Origin of the sequence: Pseudomonas sp. SW-3, assembly GCF_016615645.1 — a bacterium.
GTDB lineage: Bacteria > Pseudomonadota > Gammaproteobacteria > Pseudomonadales > Pseudomonadaceae > Aquipseudomonas > Aquipseudomonas mandelii.
Genome location: NZ_CP067098.1, coordinates 3,487,769 through 3,506,158, shown reverse-complemented (window position 1 = coordinate 3,506,158; position 18,390 = coordinate 3,487,769). Strand labels below are relative to the sequence as shown.

Below are 18,390 nucleotides of genomic sequence, written 5' to 3'. Positions count from 1 at the left end.
ACGCACCTTGACCTGATCAGTCGCGATGGAGCATGGCTACAGCGTGCGGATGCAGGCTGTAGCTTTTGTCGGCATTGAGGGTGATCACGCCTTCGCTGCACAAGCGTTTCAACACTTCTCGCACACTCAGAAAGGACAGGGGAATATCCAGGTCCAGCAAATGGCCGTGCACGCCTCGCACGCCCAGGCTGCGCTCGCTTTCGGCGGCGGTCAGCAAGGCGTCGATGACCTTGAGGCGAATCAGGCTGGTTCGCAGGCCGAAGCTTTTGAGCAGCAATCTGATCCGCTCGTTACCATTACGCTCGCCTCGTTGACTGAAGACCCCGGAGTCCATGGCTGAACGCTTGGGCGCGTGACTACCGTCCGTTGGCAGTTGCGAGTTGTACATGCAAAAACTCCTTTTCCGAGCCGGCCAGGAAATGTGATGGGTGCTCTCATTCAATAAGACGTATGAGCACGGCAAATAATGAAGGATCGAATGTAGAAAATTCGTCACCATCACGTCAGCGTCCTGTGAGCAGGCTGGTTAAAGCGCCTTTCAGGGCCTAAATTTTTGTCGTGGGTTTCGTTCCTAGGGGAAGGCGCGATGCGTGTTTGACGCAGGGTGTTTGTCTTTTCGATCAGGAGCGAGCGTGATTATTTCCAGGCAATTTACCAGGTTGAGCCTTGCGGGCATGTTGGTAGGGCTGAGTCTTGCGGCAAATGCACGCAATGCGCCGGAGCAGGCCAGCGCCGACATTCGCCGCACCAGTTTTGGTGTGCCGCATATTCGTGCCGAAAACGAGCGTGGACTCGGTTATGGCATCGGTTACGCCTATGCGCAGGACAACCTGTGCTTGCTGGCCAATGAGATTGTCACCGTCAATGGCGAGCGCTCACGCTACTTCGGCCCGGATCAGCTGACGGTCGAGGAGCGCGAGAACCAGGTCAGCGACCTGTTCTTCGCCTGGCTCAATACCCCTGAAGCCGTCGCCGGGTTCTGGAAGGCGCAAACTCAGGCAGTGCGTGATCTGGTCGAGGGTTATGTGGCCGGATACAACCGCTCGCTGACCGAGCGTCGTGCACAGGGTTTGCCGCAGCAGTGCCAGGGCGAATGGGTGCGCGACATCACCTCGCAGGACCTGGTCAAGTTGACCCGCCGCCTGTTGGTCGAAGGTGGCGTAGGGCAGTTCGCCGAAGCGTTGGCGGGGGCGACGCCACCCAAGGCCGTTGCTCAGGCCGCGGGCGAAGGGTCGTCATTTCAGCTGGCGGCCACGCGCATGCAGCGGTTCGCGCTGGATCGCGGCAGCAACGCGGTGGCGGTCGGCAGCGAACGTTCGTTCAACGGCCGTGGGATGTTGCTGGCCAACCCGCATTTCCCGTGGATTGGCGGGATGCGCTTCTACCAGATGCACCTGACCATTCCCGGCAAGCTGGACGTGATGGGCGCGGCGTTGCCGGGGTTGCCGATGATCAATATCGGTTTCAACCAACACCTGGCGTGGACCCATACGGTGGACACGTCCAAGCACTTCACCCTGTATCGCCTGCAACTTGATCCCAAGGATTCGACCCGTTATCTGCTCGACGGCCAGTCGCTGCCGATGAACAAGCAGACCGTGACGGTAAACGTGAAACAGCCCGACGGCCAGACCAAAGCGGTGTCCCATGTGGTCTACAGCTCGCAGTTCGGTCCGATCGTGCAGTGGCCCGGAAAACTCGACTGGGACAATCAGTACGCCTACAGCCTGCGCGACGCCAACCTGGAAAACGACCGGGTGTTGCAGCAGTGGTACGCCATGAACCAGGCCTCCAGCCTCAAGGATCTACAGGCCTCGGTCCACAAGATTCAGGGTATCCCGTGGGTCAATACCCTGGCGGTGGATGATCAGGGGCAGACGCTGTACATGAACCTGTCGGTGGTGCCGAACGTCAGTGCAGACAAACTCGCCAAGTGCAGCGACCCGCGCGTCGGGTTGCAGTTGATCGTGCTCGATGGTTCAAACAGCGCCTGTGCCTGGGACATCGACCCGAACGCCGCGCAAAAAGGCATTTATGCGGCGGACAAGTTGCCGCAACTGCAACGCAGGGACTACGTCCAACACTCCAACGATTCGGCGTGGATGGCCAATCCGGCGCAACCGCTCACCGGCTTCTCGCCCCTGATCAGTCAGGAAGGCCAGCCGCTGGGGCTGCGCTCGCGGTTCGCTCTGGACCGGTTGAGCACGCTGAGCAAGGCCGGTCCGGTCTCGGCGGCGGATCTGCAACGGATGGTGATGGACGATCAGGTGTACCAGGCCGGGCAAGTGATGCCGGACCTGCTGCAATTTTGCGCCAACGATCTGGGTGCCGATGCAGCAACGCTCGCTCCGATGTGCGCGAGCCTGAAGACCTGGGACCGCAGTGCGAATCTGGACAGCGGACTCGGCTTTGTACACTTCCAGAATGTCATGGAACCGTTGCAGCAGGTCCCGGACATCTGGCGAGTGGCGTTCGATCCGAAAGATCCGCAGCACACGCCCCGTGGCCTGGCGCTCGATAATTCGCAGGTCACCCAGGCGATTCGCGAGGCGATGCTGGCGTCGGTGGAACAGGTGGAAAAACTGGGACTCAAGGATGACAGCCGTTGGGGTGATATTCAGGTGGTCAGCAGCGGTGGGCAACAGACACCGATCCACGGCGGACCAGGCACGCTTGGCGTGTACAACGCCATCCAGAGTGTTCCGAGAACCGACGGCAAACTTGAAGTCATCAGCGGCACCAGCTATTTGCAAGTGGTGACCTTTGATGACAAGGGGCCGCACGCCCAAGGCCTGCTGGCTTTCTCGTTGTCCAGCGACCCGACGTCGAAGTACTCACGGGATCAGACCGTTGCCTTTTCGAAGAAGCAGTTGAGCACGCTGCCGTTTACCGAGCAACAGATAACCTCAGATCCGCAGTATCAGGCGCAGACGATCCGCGAGCAGGATGAAAAAGCCGGGAAGGTCGCCGCTCAGTAAGAGGGCGATTCAAGCAGTAAAAAAGGCCGCACCCCCTTGAGGGTTGCGGCCTTTTCAGCTTTTAGGGGTTTGTTGCGGGATCGAATTGAGTACCGGATTACCTTCCTTGTTACGGGTCAGGTAGACCGGCAGCACCTTGGGCAGGGACGCCACCAGGTTGTTCAATTCCTTGATGTTGTAGATGCCACCCAGGCGAATCGTGCCGGTGCTGTGGTCAGCGACCATGACCGGTTTGCTCAGGTAACGGTTGATCAACGGCAGGGCATCGTTCAGCGCCAGATCATCGATCACCAGTTTGCCACTGCGCCACGCCAGGGAATTGTCGTTGGGGTAGGTCTGATTGATCTGCGGCGTGAAGTCGCCGTGTTTATAACGCGCCTGCATCGCCGGCCCCAGGCGCAAGCCATCCCCTGGAAGGTCATCGTTACTGCTCACCAGCACCGAGCCTTCAATCAGGTTCACGCGTACCTGATCCTCGTACATCCAGACGTTGAACTTGGTCCCGGTGACGCGAATCCTGCCGTCCGCTGCCCTGACAACAAAAGGGTGGGCCAGATCGTGGCTGACGCTGAAGAAGGCCTCGCCTTTTTCCAGCGTGACCCGGCGCTGATCCTTGTAGTTGCTGAAGATCAGTTCGCTGCCGAGGTTCAGCTCCACCTGGCTGCCATCGCTCAGGGTGACCTGACGGACCGTGTCACTCGCTTCGAAATGCTGATACGAATTCGGTAGCCAGCCCATGTTCCAGCCGCTGTACGCCGCCAGCGGCAACGCCAAGGCGCACACGGCGGCGGCGATGCCGACCGTGCGCCAAGGTGCGGCCTGTTTGAAGCGAGGTACCGATGTAACGGCTTCGGGACGCGGCAAATCCCCCGCGACTTCCCAGATCTCGAGCATGGCTTCGTACTCGAACGCATGCAGCGGATGAACATCACGCCAATGTTCGAAGGCGATCCGCTCTTCGGCGGTGCAGTCGACGGCGTGCAGACGCATGCACCAGTGCGCAGCGGCATCGGTGATGGCGTCATATTCGGCTTGCGAGAGAGAATTGTCGGTCATTGACTCATCCTGATTTCGTGCATTCTAACCTTGAGGGGAAGTCTGCGAGAACAGCCGTCATGGCAATTAACCATCAAATGAGAATTATTTTTGACATCAGGGCGTACTGACGTGCAGTTCACGACCCAGATGACTGACCAGCCAGGCCACACTGTCGGCGTTGCCCAACTGTACGGTCAGCCTGACCAGCGGGTTTTTCTTGAACGTTTCGCGGGCTCCGCTGAGGTTCTCTGCGCCAGTCAACGCCAGGATATGGTCCTTCACCCGATCGGATTCCTTGTCGGAGTTACTGCCCAGATCTTCCCACACACCGGTATCAGGATCCTGGGTCATGAACAGCCGGGTATAAGGGGTCTGGATCGAAAGCGCCGTTTTCTGCACGTGGGTCAACGCACGTTTGAGCTCTGTGGCCAGCGGGGTGGCTGTTCCAATCAGGTCGGTGAACGGCCTGCCGGGATCGAGATAGGAAATGTCCTCGGTTTGACAGGCCATGTGCGACAACTCATGTATCAACGTCACCGCCCGTGCATGGGTGTCGATCGGGAAGGCCGCGTCGGTCAGGTGTTGACGGTAGTGATCGAATCTAAGGTCGAAGAATCTTTCTGCAAGGTGAATTCTGCGGTTTTTGTCTTTGGCGACAATGAAGGCAAACGTGTTTTGGGCGTCTTCGGTCAGCCTGCCGACGGCAAAACGACTGGACTTCGGTTTTCTCAGTGATGGCTCCAGCAGCGCTGCGAAAACGTCGCCAATGACTTTTTCAAGCTGCTCGACATGCGCGGGCAGCACATGCTGCACACCGAGGAAATCCATGATGAGCTGATGCACGGGCGTGACGGTGTCGTCGGAGGATTTGAGTTGTTGCAGGTTTCGGTAGCTGTTCCAGGCGTAGGTCGTTGCCAGGTCCATCGCTTCGTCAATCTGACGGGCCTTCTGTGGAAACAATCGTCGGATACGGGACATGCCCGAGGCATCGACGTTCATGCCATCAAACACCGATCTCGCAGTCTCCAGGCGTCCGAACAGACTGAAGCGAGGCGCCGACTCTCGTCCATCAAGCAACCATTGCTTCGATTCGTTCTGGCGCAGATGAGGGCCCAGCTCGCGTGTGTCGCCGATGCGCCAGCGGCTGCCGCGCTTGATGACCGGATACACCTTTCCTTCAACCGGCCCGTAGTGTTGTTTTGTCGTTGGGTGGGTGTAGAGCCCAAGCGTGGCGTCTGAAGTCAGCGAACCCAGATCAACGTTCATGCTTTCGTGGCGCGCGAGTTTCGTGCGTTCGGGTCCCGTGACATCGATGTCCTGCCATTTGAGCCGGGTATCGGGTTTTTCCGGTGCCGGTAGGGCCGGTGCCGACGACAGCAGCGTTGAATCCCCCAGTGTCTGGCGCAGCGTGGAAAGTTCGGCCACGCCGCTGATGAACGCTTTTACGGCGGCTCCCCACCGATGGGTTTGCAGGTCTTCGGCAGATTGCTTGATGTCGCGGTAACTGCGCCACACCGTCTCCGGGTAGGCGAGCTTGCCCATGAAAAATGTATAGGCCTCGTGCAGGTCTTCGCCCAGCACATGCTTGATGGTTGCCCATTCGCCTTGTTTTCGCTCATCGGACTGGCAACCGAGCAATCGGCCCAGCAAGGCGACGTTGTCATTGAGCAGGTGTTTGAACAGGTTCCCCTTGATCGGATGGGAAGCCAGCGTGGTGATGTTCGACGACGCGGCTCTGGCAACGCGGTGATGGGGGGTCGCCATCCGGGTTTCCAGTAACGTCCGGTCAGGGTTCTGCAGATTCAGGAGTAGCCAGTCGAGCAGCGGTCCGCGGGTCTCCAGTTCTGTCAGCAGCTGGGCTTCGTTTTCATATTCCTTCACTCCGTGCCCAGGGCTGTGAGGCGCAATCAGCACCTGCGGTCCAGTGCGATCCGCCGTCGAGCCGATCAGATAGACACCGGGCACTTTGATCGATTGGGCCTGCCTGATACCCAGGAACTCAAGCGGACGGATGATTGCGTGGGCACCGTCGACCGCCGCGCGGGCGAGGGCGTCGGGCATGTCCATGACTTGCCGGATCAGATCAAACCCGGTCTCGCTCAGGCGCTCCTGAAGTTTTTCCGCGTGGGCGTAATGCATTAATTGCCAGGGCAATTGTGTGTAGAAGCGCTTGCGGCGCTCTGCGTTTGCCGGGGTGTCGGCCAGGGCGTCGTTCACTATTTTCTGTTGATGGTCGCCCGGTTTCAGGTTGCGGATCAGCTCTTTGATGTAGCGCTCGTTCATCCCCTCGGGAATCACGGTGCTATCAAGCGATACCAGTTTGAAATGGAGTGGGTCCAGCGACTTGAGATGAGTCAAGGCAAAGTCGGTCAGGGTTTGGGTGTGGGCCGTCGATGTCGGGCGGGCGTTGATTTGCACCCGGACAGTGTCAGGGTCGATGTTGAAGCCGTCCGCCTTGAGTTGTTTCTCAAGGCCATGGTGCGCCGTGCGTTGCAGTGACCGCAGGCCGGTCAGGTAATCCTGGTCGTCTTTCACATTATCGACGTATTGCTGAAGCAGCTCGGCATGCACAATCAGCTCTTTGACGGATGCCTGGGCCAGCCATGCCGGCAGTTTTTGCCGGGTGGTCAGGGATTGTGCAATGTCCATCGGACGGTCAAGCCCTGTCATCGGTTTACGCAGCGAGACAAGATCCAGGAGATGGGTAAGTGGCGTTGCGGAGAGTTTTGTTGCCAGCGCATCGGTCAGGCACGGCTCATCGAGGTGCACATAAGGTTTTTGCAGATAATCAAGAAAATGCCCATAGACCCGCTGCAGAGGCGCCAACGTGTAAGTCTGGCCAGGCAAACGCTCGCTGCGACCAAGGTTCTCCAGCAGCATTGAGCGATGGTTGACGTCGGCGAGGCGTCGACCGAGTTCGGTCAGCAACGGCGTCAGCCCTTTGAACGCTTCAAACCCCAACGCAGGTGTCCACACAATCGCCTTGCCCGAATGCACCGGATCCTGGCCGCCTCGTTCAGTCAGGACAAAACAGCTGGCCAGCTTCAACGGATCCGCTGCATCGCCGGCCTTGAGCGCCAGGGAAAACACGTCCGGCAGAAAGCCGTTCAATGCCGCTCGCTGCAGGTGTATCGGGCTGTCGAGCACGGTTTTGATGATTGCCTGCTCCGTTGTACTCAAGGTGCGGGTGACGGCACGCAGCTTCAGTTCACTGCGCAATGCCGTTGACAACGTATGAGAAAACGTCGATTGCAAGCTGGCCACGGAGTCACTCAGGACGCGCTCAGCGTCAGTGATCGAGCGGGTTGCCGTGGAGATAGCCGGGTGTTTATCCAGAAGCTGATCGAGCGCCTGTTCGACGGAATCGAGCCGCGCCAACTCCTCCCTGGCCGACTCGGCGCGGACGGTGGCCGGTTGCGCGCCAAGACGCCGATCCACGCGTGTACTCCAGCGTCCTGAAGGGTCGGAGGCCAGCAGACGGTCATCGATCAACCCCCGGACATCCAGTGCGCTGTCGAGCAAGGCATGGGGGTCGAGCGTACCTTCACTTTCGCGCAAGCGGCTCAGCGCATGAGACAGGTTGTCCCGTTGCTTGCCGAGGATGTCGGCCATCAAGTGATTGAACACCGGACCAACGATCGGTTTGCCCTCAATCACGCGCTCAACCGGCTCCAAAGCAAGAAAGGTGGCGCGTTCGTCCAGCGACATGAAGTTGAGCAAGGTGTCTTCATGCCCTTCGGTTTTCATCATCTCCAGCACGATATTTTTGACTGCCGGCAGATTGTTCGTCGCTTCGATGCCTCGGGAAGGGGAGTACAGAAAACCCAGGGTGTTGGTGCCTCCGATCATCAAGGTCGAGGCCAGCTCCGCAAAATGCCTGAAGGGTGCGGTCACTCGTATTTTCTCGATGCGAAGAGGGTCGTGCGCGTCAGGCGGGAGGCTGACGTTCATCAGTCGCAGGTATTCCTGCGTGGTCAAACCACCGTTCTGGCGCTGGTGCAGCAGTTTCAGGTGAAAGGTGTCACGCAGGCCCTCGGTGAAAAACGCCAAGCGTGAAAGGCCTGTGCTCATGGATGTGTTCCAGAACAAGGCGAGCAGGCTGTGCAAGTGCGGCGTGAAGCTCTGCGCGATTTCTTTCACCGCGCTTTCCCACGTCAGGTTATCCGCGTCGTTGCTGACGCTGTGCTCGGGATTGGCGAAGACTCTTGAATCGCCGGTGGGCCACTGGTTGGTCAGATAGAAGTGCAGAAGTGCATCGCTCAAAGGGATCGAGGAAATTGTGTGCAGGTCTTCGTTGCCGTCGAAGGCTGAAACGGTCTTCACGAAACTCTTGAGCCGGGTCAGACGCTGGTCCAGCGCGGGAAATGCCTTGTGCAACGCGTGCTTGAGGGTGTCATCGAGCATCGATTGCAGGGTTGGCGTCTTCAGCAGCTCAGCCTTCATCGCTTTGATGTTCTGTTCCTGATTGTGATCGAGGGTCAGTTGCTGGTCCTGGAACACCGCGCCTTCGATGTCTTTCGTGGCAATGTCGGGAACGGTGGCGACGGGTAAAGCGCTGCGTTGTTCGATGGAGAGAAAGCGCAACAGCTCGCGTTTGCCTTCGGCCTGCGTCAGCCACTCCTTGAGTTTGCTTTTGAGGTCGGCCATATCGGCAAACTTGATCAAGCCTTTCCACGGTGTGTAAAGGATGACCTCTCCATTTTCGGACCGGCTCAGGGCAAAGGCTCCGGCCAATGGAATGTCTGTTTTGCCGGTTACTTTCAACAACAGTTGGCAGGCTTGCATGGGCTCTTTTTGCGCGACGCGAGCAGCGTGGGTGGCCAAATACACGTGCTTCAGCCATTTCAGGTCGTCGAGGGTGAAGTTCAGCGTGTTTTCGCGCTCACCGGGTTGTCTGGCATTGGATGCGCGTTCAGCCTCGTCGAAAAAATAGGGCTCAGCGGGGGTGGTCATGGATGTTCCTCATTGGCTGCGATCAGTGGCCATCGCAGGCTATTGGTTGAGGAAAAACATTAAGGTCAGCGGAGTGCTTCGGTGCGGTACATATTGCTTGAGCCGATCAGGTGCTCGAGACTTGACAGGACGCCGGTACAACAGCGCTTAATCGACGTCTGCTGTTGGTTGCCGAGCAACCTCGTTTCCCCTGGTGCCCGTATTCAATAATAAAACTGGAGCTTCAGATGACCGCAACGCCCGAAGTGGCCGTCAGTTCGACCACCCCATCGCTCGATTTCGACGCGCTTGTTGTATTGCTTGAGCAAATTTTCCTGCGCCATGGCACCTCCGCCGATGTCGCCAAGACCCTGGCGTTGAACTGCGCCGGCGCTGAACGCGGTGGCGCCCACAGCCATGGCGTGTTTCGTATTCCAGGTTATGTCTCGACACTCAAGAGCGGCTGGGTCAACGGCCAGGCCGTGCCCGTGGTCGAGGACGTCGCCTCGGGGTTTGTCCGGGTCGACGCGGCTAACGGTTTTGCCCAACCCGCGCTGGCGGCCGCCCGGGCTCTGCTGGTGGAAAAGGCCCGCAGCGCCGGGATTGCGGTGTTGGCGATCCGCAACTCCCATCATTTCGCGGCACTGTGGCCGGATGTCGAGCCGTTTGCCTATGAAGGGCTGGTGGCGCTGAGCGTAGTGAACAGCATGACGTGCGTGGTGCCCCACGGCGCCGACCGGCCGCTGTTCGGCACCAACCCGATCGCCTTCGCCGCACCCCGGGCTGACGGTGAGCCGATTGTCTTTGACCTGGCCACCAGCGCCATCGCCCATGGCGATGTGCAGATTGCCGCACAAAAAGGTGAACGCTTGCCGGCAGGCATGGGCGTGGACAGCCTTGGCCAGCCGACTGAGGATCCGAAGGCGATTCTGGAGGGGGGCGCGCTGCTGCCGTTTGGTGGCCACAAGGGTTCAGCGCTGTCGATGATGGTCGAATTGTTGGCGGCGGCCCTGACCGGCGGCAATTTCTCCTTCGAGTTTGACTGGAAGAACCATCCGGGAGCCAAAACTCCATGGACCGGCCAACTGCTGATCGTGATCGATCCGAGCAAGGCCGCCGGGCAGAATTTCGCCGAACGCAGCCAGGAACTGGTGCGTCAGATGCACAGCGTAGGGCTCAAGCGCCTGCCGGGTGATCGACGTCACCACCAGCGAGCTCAGTCCAACGCTCAAGGCATTCAGCTGAACGCTCAGACGTTGGCAAACCTGCGAGAACTGGCAGGGCTCTGAAACTTTTTTTTGTAGGAGCCAGGCTTGCCGGCGAAGGCGCATTTGAAATCGCCTTCGCCAGCAAGCCTGGCTCCTACAGGTTCGATGTGTTTCTGTTTAACGGCGGCCCAGCAGCAACCCGACCACCAGGCCGAACCCGGCGGAGATGGCCACGGTTTGCCATGGATGGCCACCGATGTAGGTCTCTGTCGCGTCGACCACCGGTTTGGTGCGGTCACGAACACTGGTGACCGAGTCCCGGGCCTGCTGGAGTTTCTGAGAGATTTGCCCGCGAAGGGTCTCGGCTTCCTCACCCACCAGAGAAGCGCTGCTTTTGAGCAGTTTTTCCGATTCTTCGATCAGTGCCTGAAGTTCGCTGAATGCCTGATCCTTGATCTGGTCTTCGGCGGTTTGTGCGGCGGTTTTCCGGGCCATTGGGTACTCCTTGCAGGTAAATGGGCAGTGAACAATGGAGTCTGCGGCAACTGAAAAAGTTGCAGCGACTTTGCGTATTGACTGTACGCCAAGGAAAAATCCCGAGTCGGATATTTCGTCCTACAGTGTAAGATGTCGCCTATTTTACGCAGCAGGTAACTCCCATGAGCTTCAATCTGGCCGACAAACCCCTGGCTGAGCGCGCAGCGCTTGAAGATGAGAAATCCCGTCTGTTCGACCTCTGGCAAAGCAACCTTGGCAAATCCAAGGGCGAGGCCGCGCGGTTGTTTGGCGAACGCGCCAAGCGCAAAGGCAAATGGGCTGAATGGGTTCGTGCCGAACTTGACGCCATGTCGCCCCCGGAATTCGCCAATATGGTGCGCAGTGAAGTGAATCGCTTGATGGCCGCCAAGTAAGGCCTGCCTTCACGCAAAACTCGCGACAATGGCCTCGCGCACTTTCAACACCACCGGATCGAGCTGCGTGCTGGTGCGCCAGCCCAGTTCAATCGGGTAGCGCGGTAACGCCAAAGGGCAGGGCAGCAGCGCCAGACCGCAGAGCGTCGCGATGCTTTGAGCGGCGTGGGCCGGAATGGTCGCCACCGCCTGACTGCCCTTGAGCAAGTGTGGCAACGCCGCAAAGTGGGTGGTCGAGGCGCATACCCGCCGACTCAGCCCCAGCGCCGCCAACCCCTCATCGGTGATCCCGATAAAGCCGCCGGACGACACCAGAATGTGCTCGCGGGCGACGAACTCCTCAAGCGTGAGAGTCTGTTGCCCCGGGGCCAGGCTGAGCGGATCCACCAGGCACGAATAACTGCCTTCACCCAGCACCTGACGACTGAGCAACCGCTCGCTGAACCCGCCCGCGGTGATCGCCAGATCAATGCTGCGCTCCATCAATGCCTGGGCGACGATCTGGCTGTGGGTTTGCCGAAAAATCAGGCGCAACTTCGGCGCGCTGCGCGCAATGGCCTCGATCAATCGCCGGCCGTAGGCCACCTCGAAATCATCCGATAACCCCACCGTGACCGAGCGCCCGTCGTAATGATTGGCTGCCGGATCGACCATTGCCAGGCTCTGACGGCATTTGTTCAGCGCATCGCTCACCACCGGTTTTAACTGATTGGCCTTGAGCGTCGGTGCCAGGCCACGGCCGGTGCGCACGAACAATTGATCGCCATACAGCTCGCGCAGTCGCCGCAACGCCGCGCTGACGGCCGATTGCGTCACGCCCAGGCGCAACGCCGCTCGGCTGGCGCTGGACTCTTCATGCAGCGCTTCGAAAACTTTGAGCAGATTGAGGTCAACAGTGGCGATATTCATTTGGCTCATATCATTAAGCAGTGAGTCGGGCTTTATTCATGATCCCGTGGCGCATGAGAATGGGCAACACCTCAACGCTTTCGGAGATATCGCCATGCCAAAATCCATTGTCGCAGCGTTGCAAATCGGCGCCTTGCCCGGCGGCAAGACCGAGACCCTGGAACAGATTCTTGCCTGGGAAAACGCGATTATCGAATCCGGCGCCGCGCTGGTGGTGATGCCCGAAGCGTTGCTCGGGGGTTATCCCAAAGGCGAGACGTTCGGCACTCAGCTGGGCTACCGACTGCCGGAAGGTCGCGAAGCGTTTGCCCGCTATTTTGCCAACGCCATCGACGTGCCCGGGGCCGAAACCGACGCCCTGGCCGGGTTGTCGGCGCGCACCGGGGCCAACCTGGTCATTGGCGTGATCGAGCGCGCCGGGAGCACGTTGCATTGCACGGCGCTGTATTTCGATCCGCAGGCCGGCCTGGTCGCCAAGCACCGCAAACTGATGCCCACGGGCATTGAGCGATTGATCTGGGGCAAGGGCGATGGCTCGACGTTGCCGGTGATCGACAGCCAGGTCGGGCGAATCGGCGCGGTGGTGTGCTGGGAAAACATGATGCCGCTGCTGCGCACGGCGATGTACGCCAAAGGCATCGAGGTCTGGTGCGCGCCGACCGTGGATGAGCGCGAGATGTGGCAGGTCAGCATGCGCCACATCGCTCATGAAGGCCGTTGTTTTGTGGTCAGCGCTTGCCAGGTTCAGGATTCACCGCAAGCCCTGGGCGTGGAGATTGCCAACTGGCCGGCGGATCGGCCGCTGATTGCGGGCGGCAGTGTGATCGTCGGGCCCATGGGCGACATTCTGGCGGGGCCGTTGCGTGACGGGGCCGGGTTGCTCACCGCCGAAATCGACACCGACGACCTGGTCCGCGCGCGTTATGACTACGACGTGGTCGGTCACTACGCGCGCCCGGATGTGTTCGAATTGAGCGTCGACGAGCGCGCCAGGCCCGGCGTCCGTTTCACCGCATAACCGTCACTGGTTGAACAGCATCATCCCTGTAGGAGCGAGCCTGCTCGCGAAGGCAGTGTGTCGGAAAACCGTGTATTGACTGACACTCCGCATTCGCGAGCAGGCTCGCTCCCACAGGGGATATTCATTGTCGGTATGACCGAGTTCCGGCTGTCGACCCCGGCAAGCTCAGTTTTCCGGTGTCGACGAAGCGCACCGTTCCAAACAAGCCGCCCGCCAGTTTGCCGCGTAACACGTAGGGAAGATTATTCAGTGTCTGCGTCTGGCTCAGCCCCAACGTCTGGCGCAACACCGAGAACGCCGAAACGCTCAGCACGGTTTCGGAAAAGCGTGCAATCGAGCCCGATTGATCGCTGACGCCGGACGCCATGCCATGGCTGGCCACGCTGCTGACCCAACAGCATTCACGTGCTGTCATCGGTTGTTCTTGTCCCTGGTATGCAACCATTCCTGCCAGGCTTGTCGGTATTTTTCATCCGCCCGTTTTTTTGCGTCAGAAAATTTATGGATGGTCTGCGCCGAAACGGGCTCGTTCAAAAATGCGTAGGCTTGATCGTTCAAACGGTCGGCTTCAAAAAACAACGCCCTGCTATGGCTGATCGATTTAAGGTTGGTTGCATGCGGCGAGGCTGATTCATTGATGGCCATGGTCGTACTCCTTCTGGAAGCACAAGAAGGTGAGCTCGATGTCCTGATCCCCCCTCAACTTTCCATATTGAGACAACCGCGCCCGGTTCTATTCGTCACGTGTCCAGTTGACGCTCAAGCCATACTTATCATCGCCGTACCGGTAATCAGAGTTCCCTTTGAACGCGGCTTCCAGTGCATGGCCCAGGCGATTCGCGAGATGGATGCCGGTCGTGGTCACGATTAGAGCAGCCGCTGAGTCGGTAAGGCCGATGATGCGCTCCAGGGCATGCTCGGCTTTTTCCTTTTTTTCGGTGTTTTTGATCAGGTTGATGATTTCATTTCGATGCTTGAGCAAGAAGCTGCCCGATAACGTGAGCGTCCCCGCTGGCATGTTGTCATCGATGCGTCGGCAGGCTGGGCACGTCACTGTTTGCGCATCATGAATGACCGTGTTTTCAGGGTGTTTCCAAGTCCAGTTCCCGGCTTGATAGACCGCGTCACACTGCGGGCAGATGGCTGAACCTTCAACCCGCTGCGAGCAATAGGGGTCATGAGTGGATGTTTTGAACAGCTTGCTTTTTTGACTCTGCTGAAACTTGTCCATGGCTTTTCTCCTCGCGCATAAAATGGGAAAAGATCTCACCTGTAACCGTGAAACCGTGACCGAAAAACAGATCCCTTCTCCTTTCAGCCTGCTGAACACACACCTTCATTTGGACTCTGTTTCTTGCTGCGCGAATTGATCTTTGTCAATTCCGGGACGTGAACTGACAGTCGGTCATCCCGACGGTGCGCGCATTGTTCGGGCCGTCTGGGGCGCGGTGGCGTTGTGAGTTTGTTGATAAAAGTCAACGTCGCCCGGGCCAGTTCATAGAAGCTGCCAAAACGCACTTGTTGTAAAACTGGCCAGGAGAACACCCTGATGGCTCACACTAAAATCGTGTTTCGTGCTGCAGCCCGCGAGAAAATCCTGAGTGGCGCCACACAGTTGGCAGACGCCGTGCGAGTGACGTTGGGGCCAAAATCAAAATCGGTACTGATCCAGAGTAAATGGGGCAATCCGACGGTCTGCAATGATGGCGTCACGATCGCCAAACGCATTGACTTGCTCGACCCCGAGGAAAACCTGGGCGCGCAAATGCTGCGTCAGGCGGCCGAACGCACAGGCGATGCGGTAGGGGACGGAACCAGTACGTCAACGGTGCTGGCCCATGCAATCCTGGCCGATGGCATCCGTAACGTCGTCGCGGGCGCCAGTGCAATCGACCTCAAGCGCGGCCTGGATCGCGGGCTGTTGTTGGTCGTCGAATCCCTGGCCGCCCAGTCGCGTCCGGTCAGCACCCCCAAGGAAAAGGCCCAGGTCGCCACGCTGTCGGCGCATAACGATGCCGTCATCGGTCAGCTGGTGGCAGACGCCCTGGAAAAGGTCGGCGTTGAAGGCGTCGTCAGTGTCGAGGAATCCAAGACCACCGAAACAGTGGTCGAAGTCATGGAAGGCATGCGGTTTGACCGGGGTTATGTCTCACCCTATTTCGTCACCGATGCCGAGAAGATGCAGGTCGAACTCGATGATGCCTACTTGCTGCTCTGTGACCATAAGATCGGTGCACTCAAAGACTTGCTGCCCTTGCTTGAACTCGTGGCTAAAAGCGGGCAACCACTGGTTTTGATCGCGGATGATATCGAGGGTGAGGCGTTGACCACGCTAGTCGTCAACCAGATACGCGGTGTTCTGCGAGCGGTGGCGATCAAGGCTCCGGGCTTTGGTGATCGGCGCAAGGAAATGCTGCAGGACATGGCCGTTCTGACGGGGGCAACGGTGGTTTCCAGCGAACTGGGCGTCACTCTGGAACAGGTGGAACTGAACCAGTTGGGACGTGCACATCGAGTCGTGGTGCAAAAAGACAGCACGGCGCTGATAGGGGGCGCCGGTACGCGCGAGGCCATCGAGGCGCGTTTGCAGCAGATCCGTGCGCAACTAGACAGTACCACCAGCGATTACGACCGTGAAAAGCTTCAGGAACGACTGGCAAGGCTGTCTGGCGGTGTTGCGGTGATCCGGGTCGGGGCGCCTTCCGAAGCAGAAATGAAGGCGCGCAAGGATGCGCTGGATGATGCCATCTCAGCGACCCGGGCGGCGATCGCCGAAGGCATTGTGCCGGGGGGTGGTCTTGCGTTGCTCAAGGCCGTCCCGATTATCGCGGCCGAAGAGGCCCGATATGAGGGCGATGCCAGGACCGGCTTGCAGATTCTTCGCCGGGCGCTGGAAGCTCCGGCCAGACTCATCGCTGAAAATTCGGCAGTGGATGCCGGCGTCGTGGTTGCGCGCATGCTCGCCGAACCTGGGAACATTGGCTTCGATGCGTCTGCCAATTGCTATGTCGACATGTACGAAGCCGGCATCATTGACCCGACCAAGGTGGTGCGTATTGCCCTCGAAAATGCTGTTTCAGTCGCCAGTATCTTGCTGCTGACCGAGGCGACCATGACGGATATTCCGGAAAAGGAATCACCGGCCCAGGCTCCTTTCCCTGAGTGAAACGCCCATCGTGGATAACGTCATGTATAGGAGGCCGCCTCAGACATCGCCAGGTGATTGAGAATCGGGTTTTCGCCGTGCAAGTAACTCAGTGCCTGGTGCATCAACTGGACAGCTTTTTCTTTTTTCTCGTATCGCTTGGCCGGATCGGCATGACGTAGCGCTGCACCCGCAAGGGAGAAGCTGCGCGTGGCGGCCCGCAAAGAAAGGAAAAACGCCAAGGGTTTGCAGTCCTCCTGCACATCACTGTGGTTGAGGTAACTGGACAACAGCCGAGCACCTAACCTGTTCAGGCCATGGTGTTGCAGGTCCATCAGCACAAAAGCCAGGTCGTAGAGCACATCGATGCAGGAAAGCCGGTCACTGAACTCGATGCCATCGAAGAGGGTGGGCTGACCGTCGAGCAGGCAGATATTGGCCAAGCGCATATCACCATGGCAACGGCGAACGCGGCCCTCACGGCGGCGATCTTCGAGGCAGCCGGTCAACGACTCCAACAGGGTCCGGGAGGTATGAGCAATCGCGGTGACTGTCGCGAAATCGAGGATGGGTGGGTAGCGAGACATTTCCCGATGGTTTTTCTCGATTTCTTCATACAGGTCCGGGATGTGACCGTAAGAAGGAGTGATGGGTGCATTGGCATGAAAGCGGGCGATCTCAGCCCCCAACTGTTCCATCATCGGTTCAGTCAGACGTCCTTCAACGGCCATACGGTCAAACAGCCGATCCTGAGCGAAGCGGCGCATCACCACGAGCCAGTCAACCGCTGGTCCGCAACCGTTGAGCGCCAACTGGCCATTCGCCTGGCGATTGATCGGACACAGGCTCAAATACAGCGTCGGCGCAGTCCGTCGATTGAGCAGTAACTCTGCCTCACAGGCGTTTTTGCGGCTTTCCAGGCTGAGGAAATCCAGCTCGGCAAACGCCACGGCGCGTTTGAGTTTGTAGGCGCGGTTGGCATGCAGAAAAATCACCGAACCATGGGTCTCGATACGCTCCACGGGCTGGTTTGACGTGCCGTAGCTGGACGGCCTGGAGAGAAAGGCTATGACCTCGTCTTGCAGGGTGTGCATTCTCGCCTCCACGTCGCCTGCGGACTTTTCGGCAGTGTGAAGAAGGGAAGGCCCGCTCCGATTGATATTGATCAAGTACGGTGGAATGAAAGGCTGCTCCTCTTATGGGGGCTCACGCCGGTAGTTGATATTTATCAACGTCAGGCACTTTCCAGCGGAGCAACCTGAATCAGCGCTGGTGCTTGGTCCGGCGTGGACGCAACGGCTGAGCCCTACGAGGCCAACGGCAGGCGTTGAACCCTCTGCCTGGAGTCAGACCATGAGCCAGTATCAACAACTGTTACTCATCCTCCACCTGGCCCTGCGCCATTCTCCGGCAATCGACCATGCAGCAGCGCTCGCCAGGGCCAGCGGTGCACGTTTGCATATTGCGACGTTGATTCCTGCGTTGAAACTGTTGTCGCTGCTCGAAGAAGGCGACCGGGAAAAGGCTCGGGAGCGTTACCTGCAGGACCATCACGATTGGCTGGAGGACCAGTCCAAACTTCTGCGTGGCAGAGGGATCGAGGTGACCACCGAGGTGGCGTGGGCTGATGACATGGAGCAAGACATCCTGGATCACGTCAAGGAATTGCAGCCCGACCTGTTGATTAAGGAAATCCAGCAAGAATCAGCGCTTAAGCGCACGTTTTTCACCCCGCTGGACTGGCACTTGCTGCGCCACTGTCCGGTACCGGTTTATCTGGTGGGCGAGGCTCGCCATGTCCTGCCGCGCAAGATTGTGGCGGCGGTTGATGCTTCGGCGGGTGGGCCTGAGAACAGTGAGTTGAATGACCGCATTATCCACCAGGCTTCCAGCCTCGCCATACAGTGTGATGCCGAGTTGCACCTGCTGTATGCCTATGACATTACGGAAGACTACCTGGAGGAATTGGGCGGTGGCTTGAAACTGTCGGAGCTGACCAAGGGGCTGCGCAAAGAGCTGGAACAATCGTTTCTGAAACTCGCCGGTCGGTACGGTGTGCCTGCTAACCGTCGACATTTCATTCTGGGACATCCCGTTTCGGCGCTGAGCGAGTTCGCCAACAAGCACAACATAGATGTGATCGTGATGGGCAGAGTCCAGTACCACGGGGTGGAGAAACTGCTGGGCAGCACGACCGAACATATTCTGTATCAGGTGCCCTGCAGTGTCCTGGCGGTCTAGGGACGGA

The 18,390-nt window shown here is 58.7% G+C and carries 14 protein-coding genes and 1 pseudogene; 6 read left to right on the top strand and 9 right to left on the bottom strand.

The annotated features are described in order from the left end of the window. Positions 1-16: 16 nt before the first annotated feature. Complete coding sequence (locus JIO00_RS15620; protein WP_010460662.1) at positions 17-388, bottom strand: hypothetical protein; 372 nt, start codon at positions 386-388, stop codon at positions 17-19. Between the two features lie 244 nt (positions 389-632). Between JIO00_RS15620 and pvdQ the strand changes: the two genes are divergently transcribed. Then, a complete protein-coding gene (pvdQ, locus tag JIO00_RS15615) occupies positions 633-2,978 on the top strand; it encodes a bifunctional acylase PvdQ (RefSeq protein ID WP_200666221.1) in 2,346 nt (781 codons plus the stop codon). A 54-nt stretch (positions 2,979-3,032) separates the two neighbouring features. Here the strand turns inward: pvdQ and JIO00_RS15610 are convergent, their stop codons facing one another. Next, positions 3,033-4,034: a FecR family protein gene (locus JIO00_RS15610; protein WP_169857689.1), complete on the bottom strand. Its 1,002-nt coding sequence runs from the start codon at positions 4,032-4,034 to the stop codon at positions 3,033-3,035. A 96-nt stretch (positions 4,035-4,130) separates the two neighbouring features. Further along, on the bottom strand, positions 4,131-8,969 hold the full coding sequence (locus JIO00_RS15605) for a dermonecrotic toxin domain-containing protein (protein WP_200666219.1): 4,839 nt from the start codon (positions 8,967-8,969) through the stop codon (positions 4,131-4,133). A gap of 227 nt (positions 8,970-9,196) precedes the next feature. Between JIO00_RS15605 and JIO00_RS15600 the strand changes: the two genes are divergently transcribed. Next, complete coding sequence (locus JIO00_RS15600; protein ID WP_200666217.1) at positions 9,197-10,237, top strand: Ldh family oxidoreductase; 1,041 nt, start codon at positions 9,197-9,199, stop codon at positions 10,235-10,237. 96 nt (positions 10,238-10,333) lie between these two features. On the opposite strand, the gene JIO00_RS15595 is transcribed toward JIO00_RS15600, so the two are convergent. Further along, positions 10,334-10,651 (bottom strand): DUF883 family protein, encoded by a 318-nt coding sequence (locus JIO00_RS15595; RefSeq protein ID WP_010460652.1) that lies wholly within the window; start codon positions 10,649-10,651, stop codon positions 10,334-10,336. Between the two features lie 164 nt (positions 10,652-10,815). On the opposite strand from JIO00_RS15595, the gene JIO00_RS15590 reads away from it, so the two are divergent. Then, complete coding sequence (locus JIO00_RS15590) at positions 10,816-11,067, top strand: hypothetical protein (protein WP_010460650.1); 252 nt, start codon at positions 10,816-10,818, stop codon at positions 11,065-11,067. Between the two features lie 9 nt (positions 11,068-11,076). Here JIO00_RS15590 and JIO00_RS15585 read toward each other — a convergent pair whose 3' ends face one another. Next, positions 11,077-11,985: a LysR family transcriptional regulator gene (locus tag JIO00_RS15585; RefSeq protein WP_077747761.1), complete on the bottom strand. Its 909-nt coding sequence runs from the start codon at positions 11,983-11,985 to the stop codon at positions 11,077-11,079. 85 nt (positions 11,986-12,070) lie between these two features. Between JIO00_RS15585 and JIO00_RS15580 the strand changes: the two genes are divergently transcribed. Then, positions 12,071-12,994, top strand: coding sequence for a carbon-nitrogen hydrolase family protein (locus tag JIO00_RS15580; RefSeq protein WP_145307757.1), 924 nt, complete (start codon positions 12,071-12,073; stop codon positions 12,992-12,994). A gap of 124 nt (positions 12,995-13,118) precedes the next feature. On the opposite strand, the pseudogene JIO00_RS15575 reads toward JIO00_RS15580, so the two are convergent. The 3 genes and pseudogenes from JIO00_RS15575 to JIO00_RS15565 all read right to left on the bottom strand — a co-directional run. Further along, positions 13,119-13,364: pseudogene (locus JIO00_RS15575) on the bottom strand (LEA type 2 family protein); the annotation flags it as partial. Between the two features lie 44 nt (positions 13,365-13,408). After that, on the bottom strand, positions 13,409-13,642 hold the full coding sequence (locus JIO00_RS15570; protein WP_200666215.1) for a hypothetical protein: 234 nt from the start codon (positions 13,640-13,642) through the stop codon (positions 13,409-13,411). Positions 13,643-13,730: 88 nt separating this feature from the next. Continuing rightward, complete coding sequence (locus tag JIO00_RS15565; RefSeq protein ID WP_010460640.1) at positions 13,731-14,228, bottom strand: BCAM0308 family protein; 498 nt, start codon at positions 14,226-14,228, stop codon at positions 13,731-13,733. 318 nt (positions 14,229-14,546) lie between these two features. Here JIO00_RS15565 and groL point away from each other — a divergent pair, with 318 nt between their 5' ends. Next, entirely contained in the window at positions 14,547-16,163 is a 1,617-nt protein-coding gene (groL, locus tag JIO00_RS15560; protein ID WP_145307753.1) for a chaperonin GroEL, read from the top strand. A gap of 20 nt (positions 16,164-16,183) precedes the next feature. On the opposite strand, the gene JIO00_RS15555 is transcribed toward groL, so the two are convergent. Then, the gene (locus JIO00_RS15555; protein ID WP_200666213.1) at positions 16,184-17,236 is read right to left on the bottom strand and encodes a phosphotransferase; all 1,053 of its coding nucleotides are present in this window, start codon (positions 17,234-17,236) and stop codon (positions 16,184-16,186) included. 259 nt (positions 17,237-17,495) lie between these two features. Between JIO00_RS15555 and JIO00_RS15550 the strand changes: the two genes are divergently transcribed. Beyond that, positions 17,496-18,383 (top strand): universal stress protein, encoded by an 888-nt coding sequence (locus JIO00_RS15550; RefSeq protein WP_200666211.1) that lies wholly within the window; start codon positions 17,496-17,498, stop codon positions 18,381-18,383. Positions 18,384-18,390: the final 7 nt, after the last annotated feature.

What these genes read in the sequence shown, in the direction of transcription:
- JIO00_RS15580 (WP_145307757.1), top strand. Translation starts at nt 12,071, where the DNA reads ATGCCAAAATCCATTGTCGCAGCGTTGCAAATCGGCGCCTTGCCCGGC.
- JIO00_RS15595 (WP_010460652.1), bottom strand. Translation starts at nt 10,651, where the DNA reads ATGGCCCGGAAAACCGCCGCACAAACCGCCGAAGACCAGATCAAGGAT.
- JIO00_RS15620 (WP_010460662.1), bottom strand. Translation starts at nt 388, where the DNA reads ATGTACAACTCGCAACTGCCAACGGACGGTAGTCACGCGCCCAAGCGT.
- JIO00_RS15585 (WP_077747761.1), bottom strand. Translation starts at nt 11,985, where the DNA reads ATGAGCCAAATGAATATCGCCACTGTTGACCTCAATCTGCTCAAAGTT.
- JIO00_RS15605 (WP_200666219.1), bottom strand. Translation starts at nt 8,969, where the DNA reads ATGACCACCCCCGCTGAGCCCTATTTTTTCGACGAGGCTGAACGCGCA.
- JIO00_RS15555 (WP_200666213.1), bottom strand. Translation starts at nt 17,236, where the DNA reads ATGCACACCCTGCAAGACGAGGTCATAGCCTTTCTCTCCAGGCCGTCC.
- JIO00_RS15600 (WP_200666217.1), top strand. Translation starts at nt 9,197, where the DNA reads ATGACCGCAACGCCCGAAGTGGCCGTCAGTTCGACCACCCCATCGCTC.
- JIO00_RS15550 (WP_200666211.1), top strand. Translation starts at nt 17,496, where the DNA reads ATGAGCCAGTATCAACAACTGTTACTCATCCTCCACCTGGCCCTGCGC.
- JIO00_RS15610 (WP_169857689.1), bottom strand. Translation starts at nt 4,034, where the DNA reads ATGACCGACAATTCTCTCTCGCAAGCCGAATATGACGCCATCACCGAT.
- JIO00_RS15565 (WP_010460640.1), bottom strand. Translation starts at nt 14,228, where the DNA reads ATGGACAAGTTTCAGCAGAGTCAAAAAAGCAAGCTGTTCAAAACATCC.
- JIO00_RS15590 (WP_010460650.1), top strand. Translation starts at nt 10,816, where the DNA reads ATGAGCTTCAATCTGGCCGACAAACCCCTGGCTGAGCGCGCAGCGCTT.
- groL (WP_145307753.1), top strand. Translation starts at nt 14,547, where the DNA reads ATGGCTCACACTAAAATCGTGTTTCGTGCTGCAGCCCGCGAGAAAATC.
- JIO00_RS15570 (WP_200666215.1), bottom strand. Translation starts at nt 13,642, where the DNA reads ATGGCCATCAATGAATCAGCCTCGCCGCATGCAACCAACCTTAAATCG.